Origin of the sequence: Morganella sp. Je.2.23 (assembly GCF_051129855.1) — a bacterium.
GTDB lineage: Bacteria > Pseudomonadota > Gammaproteobacteria > Enterobacterales > Enterobacteriaceae > Morganella > Morganella sibonii.
In genome coordinates, this window is the sequence record NZ_JBCPSQ010000004.1 from 160,109 (window position 1) to 175,547 (window position 15,439).

General features: G+C 51.0%; 15 protein-coding genes. 9 read left to right on the top strand and 6 right to left on the bottom strand.

Going from position 1 to position 15,439, the window contains the following annotated elements:
- Positions 1–11: 11 nt before the first annotated feature.
- The gene (locus tag AAZR23_RS14695; protein WP_046895025.1) at positions 12–245 is read left to right on the top strand and encodes a FeoC-like transcriptional regulator; all 234 of its coding nucleotides are present in this window, start codon (positions 12–14) and stop codon (positions 243–245) included.
- A gap of 28 nt (positions 246–273) precedes the next feature.
- Here AAZR23_RS14695 and bioH read toward each other — a convergent pair whose 3' ends face one another.
- Positions 274–1,044, bottom strand: a complete 771-nt coding sequence (gene bioH / locus AAZR23_RS14700) for a pimeloyl-ACP methyl ester esterase BioH (protein ID WP_434693414.1) — start codon at positions 1,042–1,044, stop codon at positions 274–276.
- A 36-nt stretch (positions 1,045–1,080) separates the two neighbouring features.
- On the opposite strand from bioH, the gene gntX reads away from it, so the two are divergent.
- The 6 genes from gntX to glpD all read left to right on the top strand — a co-directional run bounded on the left by gntX (position 1,081) and on the right by glpD (position 6,260).
- Entirely contained in the window at positions 1,081–1,764 is a 684-nt protein-coding gene (gntX, locus tag AAZR23_RS14705; protein ID WP_434693417.1) for a DNA utilization protein GntX, read from the top strand.
- Between the two features lie 61 nt (positions 1,765–1,825).
- A complete protein-coding gene (gene nfuA, locus AAZR23_RS14710; RefSeq protein ID WP_004237958.1) occupies positions 1,826–2,404 on the top strand; it encodes a Fe-S biogenesis protein NfuA in 579 nt (192 codons plus the stop codon).
- Between the two features lie 134 nt (positions 2,405–2,538).
- Positions 2,539–2,865 carry a thiosulfate sulfurtransferase GlpE gene (gene glpE, locus AAZR23_RS14715; protein WP_004237957.1) on the top strand — a complete coding sequence of 109 codons (327 nt, stop codon included), beginning with the start codon at positions 2,539–2,541 and terminating at the stop codon, positions 2,863–2,865.
- A 14-nt stretch (positions 2,866–2,879) separates the two neighbouring features.
- Complete coding sequence (gene glpG / locus AAZR23_RS14720; RefSeq protein ID WP_218427164.1) at positions 2,880–3,713, top strand: rhomboid family intramembrane serine protease GlpG; 834 nt, start codon at positions 2,880–2,882, stop codon at positions 3,711–3,713.
- An 84-nt stretch (positions 3,714–3,797) separates the two neighbouring features.
- Positions 3,798–4,556, top strand: a complete 759-nt coding sequence (locus AAZR23_RS14725; protein WP_046895030.1) for a DeoR/GlpR family transcriptional regulator — start codon at positions 3,798–3,800, stop codon at positions 4,554–4,556.
- Between the two features lie 216 nt (positions 4,557–4,772).
- Entirely contained in the window at positions 4,773–6,260 is a 1,488-nt protein-coding gene (glpD, locus tag AAZR23_RS14730) for a glycerol-3-phosphate dehydrogenase (protein ID WP_434693422.1), read from the top strand.
- Between the two features lie 48 nt (positions 6,261–6,308).
- Here the strand turns inward: glpD and AAZR23_RS14735 are convergent, their stop codons facing one another.
- Together AAZR23_RS14735 and AAZR23_RS14740 are read right to left on the bottom strand one after the other, a co-directional pair.
- Positions 6,309–6,941, bottom strand: a complete 633-nt coding sequence (locus tag AAZR23_RS14735) for a LysE family translocator (RefSeq protein WP_046895088.1) — start codon at positions 6,939–6,941, stop codon at positions 6,309–6,311.
- A gap of 216 nt (positions 6,942–7,157) precedes the next feature.
- Positions 7,158–8,588, bottom strand: a complete 1,431-nt coding sequence (locus AAZR23_RS14740; protein WP_434693424.1) for a DUF4026 domain-containing protein — start codon at positions 8,586–8,588, stop codon at positions 7,158–7,160.
- 347 nt (positions 8,589–8,935) lie between these two features.
- Here AAZR23_RS14740 and AAZR23_RS14745 point away from each other — a divergent pair, with 347 nt between their 5' ends.
- Positions 8,936–9,847, top strand: a complete 912-nt coding sequence (locus tag AAZR23_RS14745) for a DNA-3-methyladenine glycosylase 2 (protein ID WP_434693426.1) — start codon at positions 8,936–8,938, stop codon at positions 9,845–9,847.
- Positions 9,848–9,891: 44 nt separating this feature from the next.
- Here AAZR23_RS14745 and poxB read toward each other — a convergent pair whose 3' ends face one another.
- A complete protein-coding gene (gene poxB, locus AAZR23_RS14750; RefSeq protein WP_052927178.1) occupies positions 9,892–11,613 on the bottom strand; it encodes a ubiquinone-dependent pyruvate dehydrogenase in 1,722 nt (573 codons plus the stop codon).
- 678 nt (positions 11,614–12,291) lie between these two features.
- Here poxB and AAZR23_RS14755 point away from each other — a divergent pair.
- Positions 12,292–13,470, top strand: coding sequence for a M20 metallopeptidase family protein (locus AAZR23_RS14755; RefSeq protein WP_052927232.1), 1,179 nt, complete (start codon positions 12,292–12,294; stop codon positions 13,468–13,470).
- Positions 13,471–13,546: 76 nt separating this feature from the next.
- Here AAZR23_RS14755 and AAZR23_RS14760 read toward each other — a convergent pair whose 3' ends face one another.
- Positions 13,547–14,524 carry a LysR substrate-binding domain-containing protein gene (locus tag AAZR23_RS14760; RefSeq protein ID WP_046895036.1) on the bottom strand — a complete coding sequence of 326 codons (978 nt, stop codon included), beginning with the start codon at positions 14,522–14,524 and terminating at the stop codon, positions 13,547–13,549.
- Positions 14,525–14,734: 210 nt separating this feature from the next.
- Positions 14,735–15,046 (bottom strand): helix-turn-helix domain-containing protein, encoded by a 312-nt coding sequence (locus tag AAZR23_RS14765; protein ID WP_046895037.1) that lies wholly within the window; start codon positions 15,044–15,046, stop codon positions 14,735–14,737.
- Between the last annotated feature and the right edge of the window lie 393 nt (positions 15,047–15,439).

Below are 15,439 nucleotides of genomic sequence, written 5' to 3' on the forward strand. Positions count from 1 at the left end.
AGGACACGGACATGATCAGCCTGATCGCAGTACGTGACGCCATTGCTCTGAACGGCCGGGCAGATGCCCGGCTCCTCAGCCACCAGCTGAATACCCCGGAAACCCTGGTACAGGCCATGATGGAAAAGCTGGCAGCCATGGGAAAAATTGAGGCCGTGGATGTCAGCAGTTGCCTGAGCAGCAGTTGCAAACAGTGCCCGGAAAGTCAGGGCTGCGATACAAAGGTGTATCAGATCCGTTCATAAAAATACCCGCCACTGTGCGGGTATTTTTTTATTTAACAAACCCCGTCAGTACCTCACAAAACTCATCCGGATGTGAAATAAAAGGCGCATGTGCACTGTTGCGCATAATCACGGAAGGAGATGACGGCAGTTGTTCATTCAGCAGTGATGCCACTTTACGCGGCACCAGCCCGTCCAGATAGCCGTAAATCCGCAGGAACGGCATCGTCAGGGTCGTCAGTCCGCCGCGCAGATCGGCGGTTCTCAGAATTTCCAGTCCGGCATTCAGTACTGCCGCATCCGGCATCGGCTGTTCCAGTACGACGGATTTCAGTGTGCGGGCATCCTGACGCGCACTGGCGGTTCCCAGTGTCTGCAATGCCAGAAAACGCTCCACGGTGTGCTGAAAATCTGTTGCCAGCTGATGCTGAAAACCGCTCAGAACAGTGGGCTTAATTCCCGGCCAGCCATCTTCCTCCTGCGCACTAAAACAGGGCGACGAACAGATTGTCACCAGATGACTCACCGCCTGCGGATAACGCAGCGCAATATCCGCAGCCACCAGCCCGCCCAGCGACCAGCCTGCCAGCACTGCCTTTTCCGGCATCTGCGCGAATACGGTATCCGACATCTCCGTCAGTGACATCTCACCAAATTCCTGACTGCGCCCGTAACCCGGTAAGTCAACCTTGTGAATACGGAAATGCGGTGCGAGCCGCATTTCAATGCTGTTCCATACTTCGCTGTTCAGTCCCCAGCCGTGTAACAGCACAAGATCGCGCGAACCCTGTCCGCTCTGCTGCCAAAAAAGCGTAGCCATCGTTATTGTTTCCTTATTTATCCGGAGGGAAGACGGATGGTTATTATTGAGAATTACTGCCTGCTGTGCAATCAGCCGCTGGCAATTGCCGCACACGGTATCTGCGGATTCTGCATGCGCGGACTCCCGGAAATGCCGCCGGTCTGCCGGAGATGCGGCCTGCCGCTGGTAACCCCGGAGCCGGAGTGCGGCCGTTGTCTGCAGACGCCGCCGCCGTGGCAAAGCCTGCTGGCGGTGACCGGCTATCAGCCGCCGCTGGCCGCCCTGGTTCACCGCCTCAAATACAGCGGGCAGACCCACATTGCCCGTGCGCTGGCACGACTGCTGCTGCTCCGGGTACTGGCAGCTTACCGCGCGGGGGAATATCCGAAGCCGGATTTACTGCTCAGTGTACCGCTTTACCGTTACCGGCAATGGCGGCGCGGGTTTAATCAGAGCGACCTTATCGCCCGCCCGCTGGCAAAATGGCTGCGCTGTCCTTATGACAGTTCCGGCCTTATCCGTACCCGTGCTACACTGAGCCAGCGGATGCTGTCCCGCACGCAGCGCCTGACAAACCTGCCTTCTGCTTTTGCCTTAACCCGGGATGTCCGCGGACTGCATATTGCGCTGGCCGATGATGTCATCACAACAGGGGCGACCATGACAGCGCTGTCTGAATTGCTCATTCGTGCGGGTGCGGCGGCAGTCCGGGTGTGGTGCCTTTGCCGCACCTTGTAGTGAACCCGCAAATGGGCGTATTATAACCAACCGGAACAGTCAACTATTTTTGGGCAATGTTATGATTACTATTACTGACGCTGCGCAGGCACATTTTTCCAAACTGCTTGCCAACCAGGAACCCGGCACACAAATCCGTGTTTTTGTTATTAACCCGGGCACTCCCAATGCGGAATGCGGAGTCTCTTATTGTCCGCCTGACGCTGTGGAAGCGACCGATACCGCGCTGCCGTTTGAGCAGCTGACCGCCTATGTTGATGAACTGAGCGCGCCGTTCCTTGACGAAGCCGTGATCGACTTCGTGACCGATCAGCTCGGCTCTCAGCTCACCTTAAAAGCCCCGAACGCCAAAATGCGTAAAGTGGCTGATGACGCTCCGCTGATCGAGCGTGTCGAATATGTCCTGCAATCTCAGATCAACCCGCAGCTGGCCGGACACGGCGGCCGTGTTTCCCTGATGGAAATCACGGATGAAGGCTATGCCATCCTCCAGTTCGGCGGCGGCTGTAACGGCTGCTCAATGGTCGATGTCACTCTGAAGGAAGGGATCGAAAAAGAGTTACTGAATATGTTTGCCGGTGAACTGAAAGGCGTTAAAGACCTGACTGAACATCAGCGCGGCGAACACTCTTATTACTGACAGCGCTGTTTACTGATAGTGCTGTACCGGCCGGATATCGCACGGCCGTGATATATACCGTCCGGTGAACTGCCGGGCGGGTTTCCGGCGGTGCTCTGTCACCGCTGATATTCACCTGCATACGAAAAACCATTATGGAACAAATCCGCTTAATCACACCGGATACGGCGTATGAACTCTGGCAGCAGAACGGCGCTGTCCTGGTTGATATCCGTGATCCGCAAAGCTTCCGTGCCGGTCACACTGACGGCGCATTTCACCTGACAAACGACACCGTAAACACCTTCATGGATCAGACAGATTATGAGCAGCCGGTTATGGTCATGTGTTACCATGGGCACAGCAGTCAGGGCGCGGCTCAGTATCTGCTTAATGTCGGCTATGAAACGGTATACAGCATCAACGGCGGCTTTGAAGCCTGGTTGCGCAACTACCCGGACACAGTCAGGTCACTCGCTTAACAACGGACAGCTATATGGTTTATCTGATCACCATCGCCAACCCGCGGATTGCCCAGTCATTTATTGATTATATGGCCTCGCGGGATATTGAGCTTACCATGCGTGCCACCCGCGAAGGGCGCGGTGCGGAATTGTGGCTCGAAGACGAAAGCAAGCTGGCGCAGACACAGTCTGAGCTGGACACCTTTATGCGTGATCCGATGAACAAACGCTATCTCGCGGCCAGCTGGGAATCCGGTGAAACCGATTCCCCGTTCCGCTATCCGGCTTCCCGCGTCTTCAGCAATCTGGTGACGCCGGCCGGGCCGCTGACTATCGCTGTCACGGTACTGTGTGCACTGGTCTTTCTGTGGATGCAGATAAGCGGTACTGACGCGGTGATGGACTATCTGGCATGGCCGCAGCCTGACCAGCAGGGTGAACTGTGGCGGTGGATAAGCCCGGTTTTCCTGCATTTTGGTCTGACGCATCTTCTGATGAACCTGGCGCTGTGGTGGTATCTCGGCAGCCAGGTGGAAAAACAGCTCGGCAGCGGACGGCTGCTGGTGATCACCCTAATCTCTGCCCTGGTCAGTTGCTGGGCGCAATCCTTTTTCAGCGGTTCATCTTTCGGCGGCTTATCCGGCGTGGTCTTCGCGCTGATCGGTTATGTCTGGTACACCGGCGCACGTAATCCGTCGGCTGGTATTTATCTGCCCGCCGCCATGATGATGTTCTCCGTATTATGGCTGGTTATCGGTTATTTTGATTTATTTGGTACAATACCGATCGCAAATATGGCACATGCGTCCGGTCTGGCGACCGGCCTGCTGATGGCTGTATGGGATAACCGCCGCCGGGCGGCCTGAATAATAATGACAATATGACACCACCACCGCCTGTCACGGCACGATCCTGACTATGCGGTGGTATTGATCTGACCGGGGGATTTTGTGAAACAAACACAGCGTCACGATGCTATCGTTGAGTTAGTCAGTAAACAGGGCTATGTCAGCACAGAAGAGCTGGTCGAATACTTTAAGGTCAGCCCGCAGACCATCCGCCGTGATCTCAATGAGCTGGCAGAACAGAATAAAATTCACCGTCACCACGGCGGGGCGGCACAGCCGTCCAGCTCGGTGAATGCCGCGTATCATGAACGGAAAAGCATGTGGTCGGATGAAAAACGCCGGATTGCGCGCCGCGTCGCGGCACTGATCCCGGATGGCGCCACACTGTTTATTGATATCGGCACCACGCCGGAAGCTGTTGCGCATGAACTGCTGGAACACAAAAATCTGCGCATCGTCACCAATAACCTGAATGTCGCCACCCTGCTGATGGCAAAAGACGATTTCCGTCTGATCCTGGCCGGCGGCGAAGTCCGTTCCCGCGACGGCGGAATTGTAGGCGAAGCCACGCTCGATTTTATCTCTCAGTTCCGTCTGGATTTCGGTATTCTCGGGATCAGCGGTATTGATACTGACGGCTCCCTGCTGGAATTTGATTATCACGAAGTCCGCACCAAACGGGCGATTATTGAAAACTCCCGCTGTGTGATGCTCGTTACCGACCATTCCAAATTCGGCCGTAACGCCATGGTTAACCTCGGAAATATGGGGCTGATTGATTGCCTGTTTACCGACAAACGCCCGCCGGAAAGCATCATCAAAATTCTCGGTGAGCAACAGGTACAGCTCGAAGTCTGCTGATTTTCTCCACCCGCGTCACTGCCCGGTGGCGCGGTATTTCACCCTCTTTTCTTCTCCGCCTTAATTCATTACTTTTTGTATGGATATGCTAACAAATTGTTATCCGTGTCACGGAGAACGTTTTTTTATGTCCTGAATGTTGGAATATCGTTCACATTGAACTATTATGAGCGATAACGAACATTAAAGAACAAATATGGTCATGCGGGAGTGAGGATGGAAACGAAAGATTTGATCGTTATCGGGGGCGGAATCAACGGCGCGGGAATTGCCGCTGATGCTGCCGGACGCGGGTTGTCAGTACTGATGCTGGAAGCCCGGGATCTGGCCTGTGCCACCTCATCGGCCAGTTCAAAACTGATCCACGGCGGATTGCGCTATCTCGAACATTATGAGTTTCGTTTGGTGAGCGAAGCGCTGGCTGAACGTGAAGTATTGTTAAAAATGGCACCGCATATCGCCTTTCCGATGCGTTTCCGCCTGCCGCATCAGCCACATCTGCGTCCGGCATGGATGATCCGCGCCGGGCTGTTTCTGTATGACCATCTCGGCAAACGTACCACATTGCCGGGCAGCCGCGGCCTGACGTTCAGCAATGCCTCCCCGCTGAAAGCAGAATTTAAAAAAGGATTCGAATACTCCGACTGCTGGGTGGATGACGCCCGTCTGGTGGTGCTGAATGCACAGGAAGTTGTGCGTCAGGGCGGCGAAGTCCGTACACGGACAAAAGTCACCCGCGCATGGCGCGAAAACGGCTTATGGCAGGTGGAAGCGGAGAATGTCCTGACCGGCGGGACGCTGCGCTGGCAGGCAAAAGGACTGGTCAATGCCGCCGGGCCGTGGGTGAAAACCTTCTTTGATGACGGGTTACAGCTCAAATCCCCTTACGGTATCCGTCTTATCAAAGGCAGCCATATTGTGGTACCGCGTGCGCATGACGAGCCGCAGGCCTATATTCTGCAAAACGAAGATCACCGTATTGTGTTTGTTATCCCGTGGATGGATGAATTTTCCATTATCGGCACCACCGACGTGGAATATCACGGTGATCCGGCAGACGTTAAAATCGATGATAACGAAATTAATTATCTGCTGGATGTCTATAACGACCACTTCCGAAAAACCCTGACCCGCGACGATATCCGCTGGACATACTCCGGTGTCCGCCCGCTGTGTGATGATGAATCGGATTCACCGCAGGCAATCACCCGCGATTACACGCTCGATCTGCATGATGATAACGGGCAGACACCACTGCTGTCGGTCTTTGGCGGGAAACTCACGACTTACCGCAAGCTGGGCGAACACGCACTGGATAAACTGGCGGCCTACTATCCGCAGGCCGGGAAAGCATGGACAAAACAGGCGGTACTGACAGGCGGTGAACTGAACGGCCTGAGCCGTGACGACTATGCACGGACACTCACCGGACGCTGGTCATGGCTGCCGAACGGACTGGCGCTGCGCCTTGCCCGTACCTACGGCAGTCAGACAGAAAAAATCATCGGTGATGCACAGTCTCTCAACGACCTCGGACAGTTATTCGGCCATAACCTGTATGAAGCCGAACTGCGCTATCTGGTACAGCACGAATGGGTGATCACCGCAGAAGACGCACTCTGGCGCAGAACCAAGCTGGGGATGTGGCTTACACAGGAAGAACAGCGTCAGGTGGAGCAGTGGCTCCGCCGGGAAGAACAGTAAGGTAACAACACAGACCGGCTCACAAAGCCGGTCTGTTTTTTTATCACCTCAGCGCCGGGATTCCAGTGCCATCCGGACAGCCAGTCCGGCCAGTACCGTTCCCATCAGCCAGCGCTGCACAACCTGCCAGAACGGGCGGCCTGTCATAAATACAGAAACCGATCCCGCCATCAGAACAATCAGTCCGTTTACTGTCAGGCTGATCATAATTTGAGTTGTTCCGAGCGCCAGAGACTGCACCAGCACACTGCCGTGTCCCGGCACAATAAACTGCGGCAGCAGCGACAGATACATCACTGCCACTTTCGGGTTCGCAATACTGGTCAGAAACCCCATCGTGAACAGTTTTTTGGGCTTATCTTCCGGCAGTTCCCGTACTGAAAATGCAGAGCGGCCGCCGGGTTTTACTGCCTGCCAGGCCAGATAAAGCAGATATAATGCACCTGCGATACGCAGGACATCATAAGCATAAGGAACTGCCAGAAAGAGAGCCGTGATCCCGAACGCCGCACTCAGCATATAAAAAATAAATGCCAGACCGACACCCGCAAGAGAAATATATCCCGCCCGCTTTCCCTGACAGAGTGAACGGGAGATCAGATAAATCATATTAGGGCCCGGCGTTAATACCATTCCCAGCGCAACCAGAGCAAATGCAAACAATGACGTAATATCAGGCATAATGCACTCCATAACAGATAATGCATAACAAATAATAATGTAATTTATTGTTTTTTCAGGATATGTAACCACCATGAACAGGTGATCATTGATTATAGCCGGAACAAAAAAAAAGCAGCAACAACATAATTTAGTATGTATTAATAACGTGGGTTACTGCACAAAACAGCAGACACAAAAAAAGCGCTTTTCAGCGCTTTTCCGGACCGGTTGTTCTCAGTGCACCTGTGCCGGGCTGAGAAGCTGATAGATCGTGTCCGGGGTATATTTCTCACCGGAAAAATAGATATTCCAGTCGGTGAGCATCGCGGTATTCAGCGGATACACACCGCCCTCTTCCATCTCTTTCACATAGAACGGATGGTTAATCAGTTTACCGGTAAAGACATCATTATCGAGGGTTTCCGGGATAAACCACATGTGTTCCAGGTCATCCTCATCCCCGTACGGAATGCCGCATTTGACCATAAATACCCACGGATTTTCGTCCTCATCATCACGGGCTTTTTTACCGAACAACCCGCCGAACAAACCTTTTTTCGCTTTGGCCTCCGGCTGCCCGTACTCTGTAAACATCTGGGCAAAATAGTGCCAGCGCAACCGGGCTTTTACCGCCATTTCGTGAGTTTCACTGTTCGGGCGATAAAACATGATGGCGGCATCATCGTCGAAACCACGGAAAAATGTCTGTAACTCCGGCGAACTTTCATTCACCCGGAACAACATGCAGGACGGATGGTCATGCTGATCATCACGGTCGCCGCGATCACCAAGAAACTCATTTTCCGGCATATTATCGTGAGAATAATCAATATCTTCCAATGATTTCAGCTGGTCGATTGGCGTATTTTTGTTGATCTGACGAATACCTTCCTGGTAAGGCAGCGCCACAATATATTCCAGCTGTTTTTCAGTCTGTCCGCACAACATAGGCTCATTGAACAGTACTTTGCCTTCATTGAGGCTCTGTCCGATAAAACTGCGCAGCAGATCAGGAATACCGTAGTACGCATTAATGGTATGCGGCAGCAAGAGTTCCACTTCAGGGATGCCGCAGCGCAGCAGGCCGTGTGTATGGAACCAGTACATGGTCGGCGGGGTATTTTCCGTGTCATAGATAGCATGAATGGTATACAGAGACTCGATGTTCAGCTGCACGTCATTTTCCAGCTGAAAATTGAGCCACTCACGGGTAAATCCGCGTCCGGCTGCTGAAATATCAATACCCAGCAGTAAATCCGGCACCAGAATTTGTACCATCTTCAGCTGATGCCGGTAACTCTTCAGTACGTCATTCTGCAAAAGGCACTCAACATAAATGTCCTGCACGGTCTGGTTAACTTCAGCCAGCAGTGCGGCAGAAAGCGGGTCCGTTGAATAGTAAGGATTGATCTCCAGTTCCGGTGCCCGCGGGGCCAGTGACACCAGAAACAGCAGTTCTTCATCGCCATAATGACAGCTGTAATAAAAGCTGTTTTCATCATGTTCTGCGTATTCAATATCACCCTGTGTGAAAAAGGTTTGTGATGCCAGACGCTCTTCTAACTCTGCGAGGTTAAGCCGCGAGGGAGGGAATGCCACTACCTCCGACGTCATCCTCTTACCTTTACCTTCCGCAACCTCAAGGTAATATTGTTTTATATCCATCGGTAATGCCTTTATCCGCTCTGAGTTGTGCTGCTGTGCTGTAATAGTCTCCGGCGGAACACTCCTTCCGGGGGACATAAGAACTTCGGGCGTCAATTATATTCATTGTGGCAACAATAACCTCTGCTTTTGTCCCGGTTATGCCAAACGAAGTACTGTAAAAAATGAATGTGCTGAAATTAAACTCATTTGTTCATACGTATAAGTACCATACTTCGCATGTGTCTTTCATTCAGAATAATCCACCTATTATTCTGTAAACAGATATTTTGGCCAAAATTATACGGCCGGAAGCAAAAACGGCTATAATCCGATCAGTTGACCGCACCGATCTGAGGTATGAGAAGTTGATAAATAACAAAAAGTTAACGATTACTGTTCCGTTACCGGAGCCTTATCATACCGCGGATTTTCTCGCATTTCATTTACGTGATAACCACCATGTGGCTGAACAGGTCACAGAAAACCGGGTGATGAAAGGTATTTGCCTGCACGGCCATCCAGCTTTACTGACACTTGAAATCCGCGCCGGGGAAGCCGGCGTCACCCTCAGTACTGACGGCCCGGCCATTCTGCCGGAAGACGGGGCGCGGATGCATCATCTCGCCCGGCATATGCTCGGTCTGATCCAGCCGGTTGAAGAATTTGAGGCACAATATCAGGATCACCCGCTGGCCGGGCCGCTGATCCGGCGGCAGAAAGGTTTGAGGATCTACCAGTCCGCCACGCCGTTTGAAGCGATTAACTGGGCGATTATCGGACAACAAATCAGTGTACAGGCCGCGATATCCATCCGCCGCCGCCTGATTCAGCATATCAGTCTGCGCCACTCCTCCGGGCTGTTGTGCTACCCGGATGCGGCACATATTTTACAGACCGATTTTGACGGACTGCGCAGCTGCGGTTTTTCTGCCGGTAAAGCCCATGCGCTGCTGGCACTGAGCGAACAGCTGGCAAGCGGGAAACTGATGCTGCCTGACGTGGTGACGCCGGATAATGCGGATACAGTTTCCGCCTCTCTGACCGCCATTAAAGGTATCGGTACCTGGACCGTCAGTTATGCCCTGCTGCGCGGATTTAACTATCTGAACGGCTCACTGCACGGTGATGTTGCGGTGCGGCGCAATCTGCAGCGCCTGCTGATGCGGGATGAGAAGATAACCGCGGATGAAACTCAGGCGTGGCTGGCGGATTTTGCCCCCTGGCGGGCACTGATAGCGGCGCATCTGTGGCGGCAGGAATCCGCCGCCGGGTACTGAGCAAAAAAAATGCCGCACATGCGGCATTTTTCCTCTCTGCTGACTCAGCGCAGCCAGTTGGTTTTTGCCAGTTCCACAATCTCATCACCGCGCCCGTTAATAATCGCACGCAGCATATACAGACTGAAGCCTTTGGCCTGTTCAAACTTAATTTCCGGCGGCATGGCCAGTTCCTGTTTGGCGGTCACTACATCCACCAGAACCGGGCCGTCATGGGCAAATGCGGTTTTCAGTGCATCATCCAGTGATTCGCTGTCTTCAACCCGTATTCCTTTGATCCCCATGGCATTGGCCATCGCAGCAAAATCCGGGTTATGGAGATCAGTTCCGTCAGTCAGGTAACCGCCTGCTTTCATCTCCATCGCAACAAATCCCAGTACACTGTTGTTAAAGATGACAATTTTCACCGGCAACTGCATCTGTGCCAGGGAAATAAAATCCCCCATCAGCATACTGAATCCGCCGTCACCGCACATTGCCACCACCTGACGTTTGCGATCAAGTGCCTGAGCACCGATAGCCTGCGCCATGGCATTTGCCATCGAGCCGTGGTTAAAGGACCCAATCAGCCGCCGTTTGCCGTTCATAGTGAGGTAACGTGCTGCCCATACTGTCGGCGTGCCCACATCACAGGTGAAAACGGTATCGTCATCCGCCAGTTCGCTGATTTTTTTCGCCAGATACTGCGGGTGGATCAGTTCCCGTTTGCTTGCGGTTGCCAGTGCATCGAGGTCACTGCGGGCGGTCTGATAGTGTTTCAGTGCCGCATCCAGATGGGTGCGATCCTCTTTGGCCTGCAAGCGCGGCTGAATGGCATTAAGTGTGGCTTTGATATCCCCGATAACCGCCATATCCACCGCGCAGTGCGCGCCGAGGCTGCCCGGGTTGATATCCACCTGAATAATCTTTGCTTTGGCCGGATAAAACGCCCGGTACGGGAAGTGCGTGCCGAGCAGCACCAGGGTATCTGCGTTCTCCATCGCATAATAACCGGAGGAGAAGCCGATAAGCCCGGTCATCCCGACACTGTACGGGTTATCATACTCAATATGCTCTTTCCCGCGCAGCGCATGCACCACCGGCGCTTTCAGGGTTTCCGCCAGCTTGATAACCTCATCATGTGCCCCGGCACATCCGGCCCCGCACATCAGTGTGATATTTTTCGCGCCGTTAAGGGCATCCGCCAGTTTCACCAGCTCATCCCGCTGCGGCATGACCAGCGGCAGCGACGGCTCATACCAGACATTACGGGCCGATTCCGGAGCCGGTCTTAACGCCACATCCCCCGGAATGACCACCACGGCCACGCCGCGTTCCAGAATCGCCTTGCGCATGGCAATACCGAGCACCTGCTGGATCTGTTCCGGATTGGAAACCAGCTCACAATAGACGCTGCACTCGCGGAACAGCTCCTGCGGATGGGTCTCCTGGAAATAGTGGCTGCCGATTTCGCCGGAAGGAATATGTGCGGCAATCGCCAGCACCGGCACGCGGTTGCGCTGGCAATCAAATAATCCGTTGATCAGGTGAAGGTTACCCGGCCCGCAGGAACCGGCGCATACCGCCAGTTTACCGGTCAGATGCGCTTCCGCCCCGGCGGCAAACGCGGCCACTTCTTCATGCCGGGTGCCCATCCATTCAATGCTGCCCAGTTTACGTAAGCTGTCACTCAACCCGTTCAGTGAGTCGCCTGTGACACCCCAGATACGGTTGATTCCTGCATCCGCCAACATTTTTGCGATATAACCCGCTACAGTCTGCTTCATCGTAAATCTTCCCTCTTACTGGTGATAAATCTGATTCGTAATAAGGTGCTGCACAGAACAATTCCGGCCTGCTCTGTGTGTTTATCCTGTCATTTCAGTGTAGCCCGGGCTTGCCGCAGATAAAACCACCAGTAATAAGGTAAATTTTCAGTACTAATTCAGGATATTGCCGGAGATTCGGCGGAATAATACAAAACCAACCGCAATGATATATAAGTACACTTCTCTTAATTTCTGTTTAATAATATTTATATTATCTTTATTTCGGAGAATGAATTTATATTCCATCCGGAATAAACATAAAATCAGCGTAAATAGAAAATCAAATTAACCCATTGATAAATATAAATTAAATAATGAATTTGCATCGGTGTAATATTATTTCAATACAGACATCATCGTTATTATTCATGCACCATGAAATACTGATATGATATAAACACGATCTCCGTCACGCTCGTTTTTTTAATACTGACGTTAAAATCCCTCCTGCAAATAATAACGAAAACAACTGCTGACAGAAACCCGCCGGTTCCGGAAGGCAGATTCTTTTCGTAAAAATAAAATGTACTCATGTTGCGCCGGCGCTGTGGTATGACCGGTTTCCGGTCATACCCGCGCTTACATCAGGGATTCTTTATCAGCACACAAACCGGTTTCAGTTACGGGGTAAATGTAATGACCAACAAATACAATATCAGTGAAAAACTCTTTGCGCTTGAGGCGTTCAGCAAGAAAACGCGCCAGGATTTACATAAAATCCCTGAGCTGTCCGGTGAAGAATATAAAACCTCAAAATACTGCCGCGAACTGATGGAAAGCTTCGGTTACACCATCCGTCAGTTTGAGGGCTACACCGGCTTTACAGCTGAACTGACCGTGAACCCGGCATACCGGCTGATTGCTTACCGCACCGATATCGACGGCCTGGAAATGCCGGATATGACCTGCAACGAGCACAGTTCCGTACACGAAGGTTGTGCCCACAACTGCGGCCATGACACCCATATGACCATCGCCCTGACTGCGGCAAAATACCTCAGCGAACACCGTGATGAGCTGACCCACAACGTCCGTTTTATCTTCCAGATGGCAGAAGAAGATATGCGTGTGCCGGGTGCGGATAAAATGGTGGAAATGGGCTGTATGGATGGCGTGGATGAAGTCTACGGCCTGCATAACGACGCGGCGATTGAAACCGGCTGTATCCGTTTTAACGCCGGGGTGATGTCCTCTTACGGCTCTGCCTGGACGCTGGACGTACACGGCATTTCCGCGCACGGCTCCACTCCGCACAAAGGACTGGATGCAATCCGCGAAGCGACCCGCATCATTGATTACATGGATTATATCGTCGCCAAGAAAACCGATCCTTTCAGCCCGGCCGTTTTCGGCTGCGGTATGATCAACGGCGGTACTATTCCGAATGCACTGGCTGATTACGTGCAGGCACGCGGCACCATCCGTTCTATGGATGAAGAAACCGATAAGATCTTAAAAGCCAGCTTTAAAGAAATTGTTGCCCGCAGTGAAGCCGGTGGTTTTAAAACCACTCTGGAAGCCTGTGGCTATCCGGCCGTGATTAACCATCCGCAGGCAGCAGACGTGATTAAAAACGCGGCAGCCGCTTTCTTACCGGCTGAAAATATTGATTCAAACGGTAAGCCGATGACCGGCAGCGAAGATTTCAGCTATATGATTAATGCCACCAAAGATAAACTGGGTGCCATGTATTTCCTCGGCAGCGGTAATAAAGCCAAAGGAATTAATAACTATCTGCATGCCAATCCGTATTTTGTTGATGACGATTGCCTGCTGATCGGTGCGCAAATCTTTATTAATATTGCCACCCGGTAAAAAAAAGATAACACACAGCAAATGCAAAGCCCGGTAACTGATGTTACCGGGCTTTTTTATCAGAAATACAGAAAAATCAGAGTTCAGGTAATGCGCGGTACAACTGATCACGGGCTTTCTGATCAACCGGCAGCCACTGTTCCGGCTGGTGAATATAATTCAGGTCAAGATGCGGCGCATAACAGGAAATAAAGTCATACATATAATCCTTCAGATGTGTATGACGGCTGATACAAATATGGGTATAGCTCGGTTTCACCAGATTACCGATATTAATACAGCGCAGTGAATCACTGTCTTCTGCCGGATCAAATGCCACGGATGAAATAACACCGACGCCCGTTCCGCGCTTGACATAAAATTTAATAATTTCTGTATCGACGGCGGTTAATACCACATTCGGCGTCAGGTGATTCTGATAAAATACCTGATCCAGCTTGGAACGGCCGGTAAATCCGAATACATAAGTAATCAGCGGATAATGCGCCAGTTCCTGAATCGTCAGCTGCTCATGTTGTGCCAGCGGGTGATCATGCGGCACAATCGCACTGCGGGACCACTGATAGCAGGGCAACGTCAGTAAATCATCATAAAGATGCAGGGACTCCGTGGCGATCGCAAAATCCACATCCCCGTTTTTCACCATTTCTGCCAGCTGTGCCGGTGCTCCCTGATGAAAATGCAGCGAAATATTCGGATAACGCGCATTAAAGCGTTCGATTACCTTCGGTAATTTATAGCGGATTTGTGTGTGCGTGGTGGCAATACGGAGATTCTGTTTTGTCGTGGTATCTTCATGTGAAACCAGACTTTTAATTTTATCAAACTGCGCAAGAATATCGCAGGCAACACGATGAACTTCTTCACCAATCGGACTGAGCGATAATAAGTTATTATTTTTCCGGTTGAATAAAGAAACGTTCAGTTCATCTTCAAGAATTTTGAGCTGTTTACTCACTGTTGGCTGTGAGGTATACAGCTTCTCGGCAGCATTCGTGATATTAAAGTCACTCCTGACCACCTCAACAAAACTTTTGAGCTGATTAATGTTCATTGCTTATTTATCCAGTAATAAAACGGATTAAAAATACTAAAATTATTAAGAAACAGGGTTATAAGAGTAATACAACATGCTGTGTATCAGGATGATAGCACAAGGCAGGTGACGAATAAATAAACACGTCCCGCAAAATGCGGTATCCGTTATTAGCAGGCTAATAACGGATTTTTGAGATGAGATTCAGTATCACTCAATATCACAACATTACATCAGTTCGGATTCGACCGGCAAAATAACGGTTTCTGCTTTCCAGGATTCCCGTTCATTTCCGCTGTCGCGTTTACTCCGGCCTTCAATTCCGGTGAAGAACCAGCCAACCGGTACTTCAAAGATATCCGCAATACGGACTAAACAATCCACATCCACACGATTTACACCACGTTCATAACGTGACATCTGCTGCTGGCTGATTTCAATCATTTCAGCCAGTCTTGCTGCTGTAATACCGTGATCTTTTCGTAACACCTGAATTTTTTGCCCGACTGCACGCGCGATCGAGTTTTTTGCTTTGGTCATGTCGCTATCCCTCACATATGGCTGTGATAATCACCGGATTCCTCTCCGGTAACTAACAAAAATATGCGTTTATTAAAGAAAGTGGACCAATTGATATTCACAAAGTTTTACTCTTTGTTGTTGTTTTAACTTCCGCATGATTGTACTTATTACAAACCAGCAAAGTACACATGTTGAAACATATATTACATATTCATTTACTAAATTGAAACCTGCCTTTCCTTCACTTAACGGATTGTAAAAAAAGAATTATTCGGTGCACGAAAGAGTTATAACCCTATGTATTATAGTATATTTACCTTCGCCATCACCCTTGGACTAGGTATAAACCACTAAAAATAAAATGACTCATCATTGGCATAAAATAGTAATTATTTAGCTTTAATGGAGTAA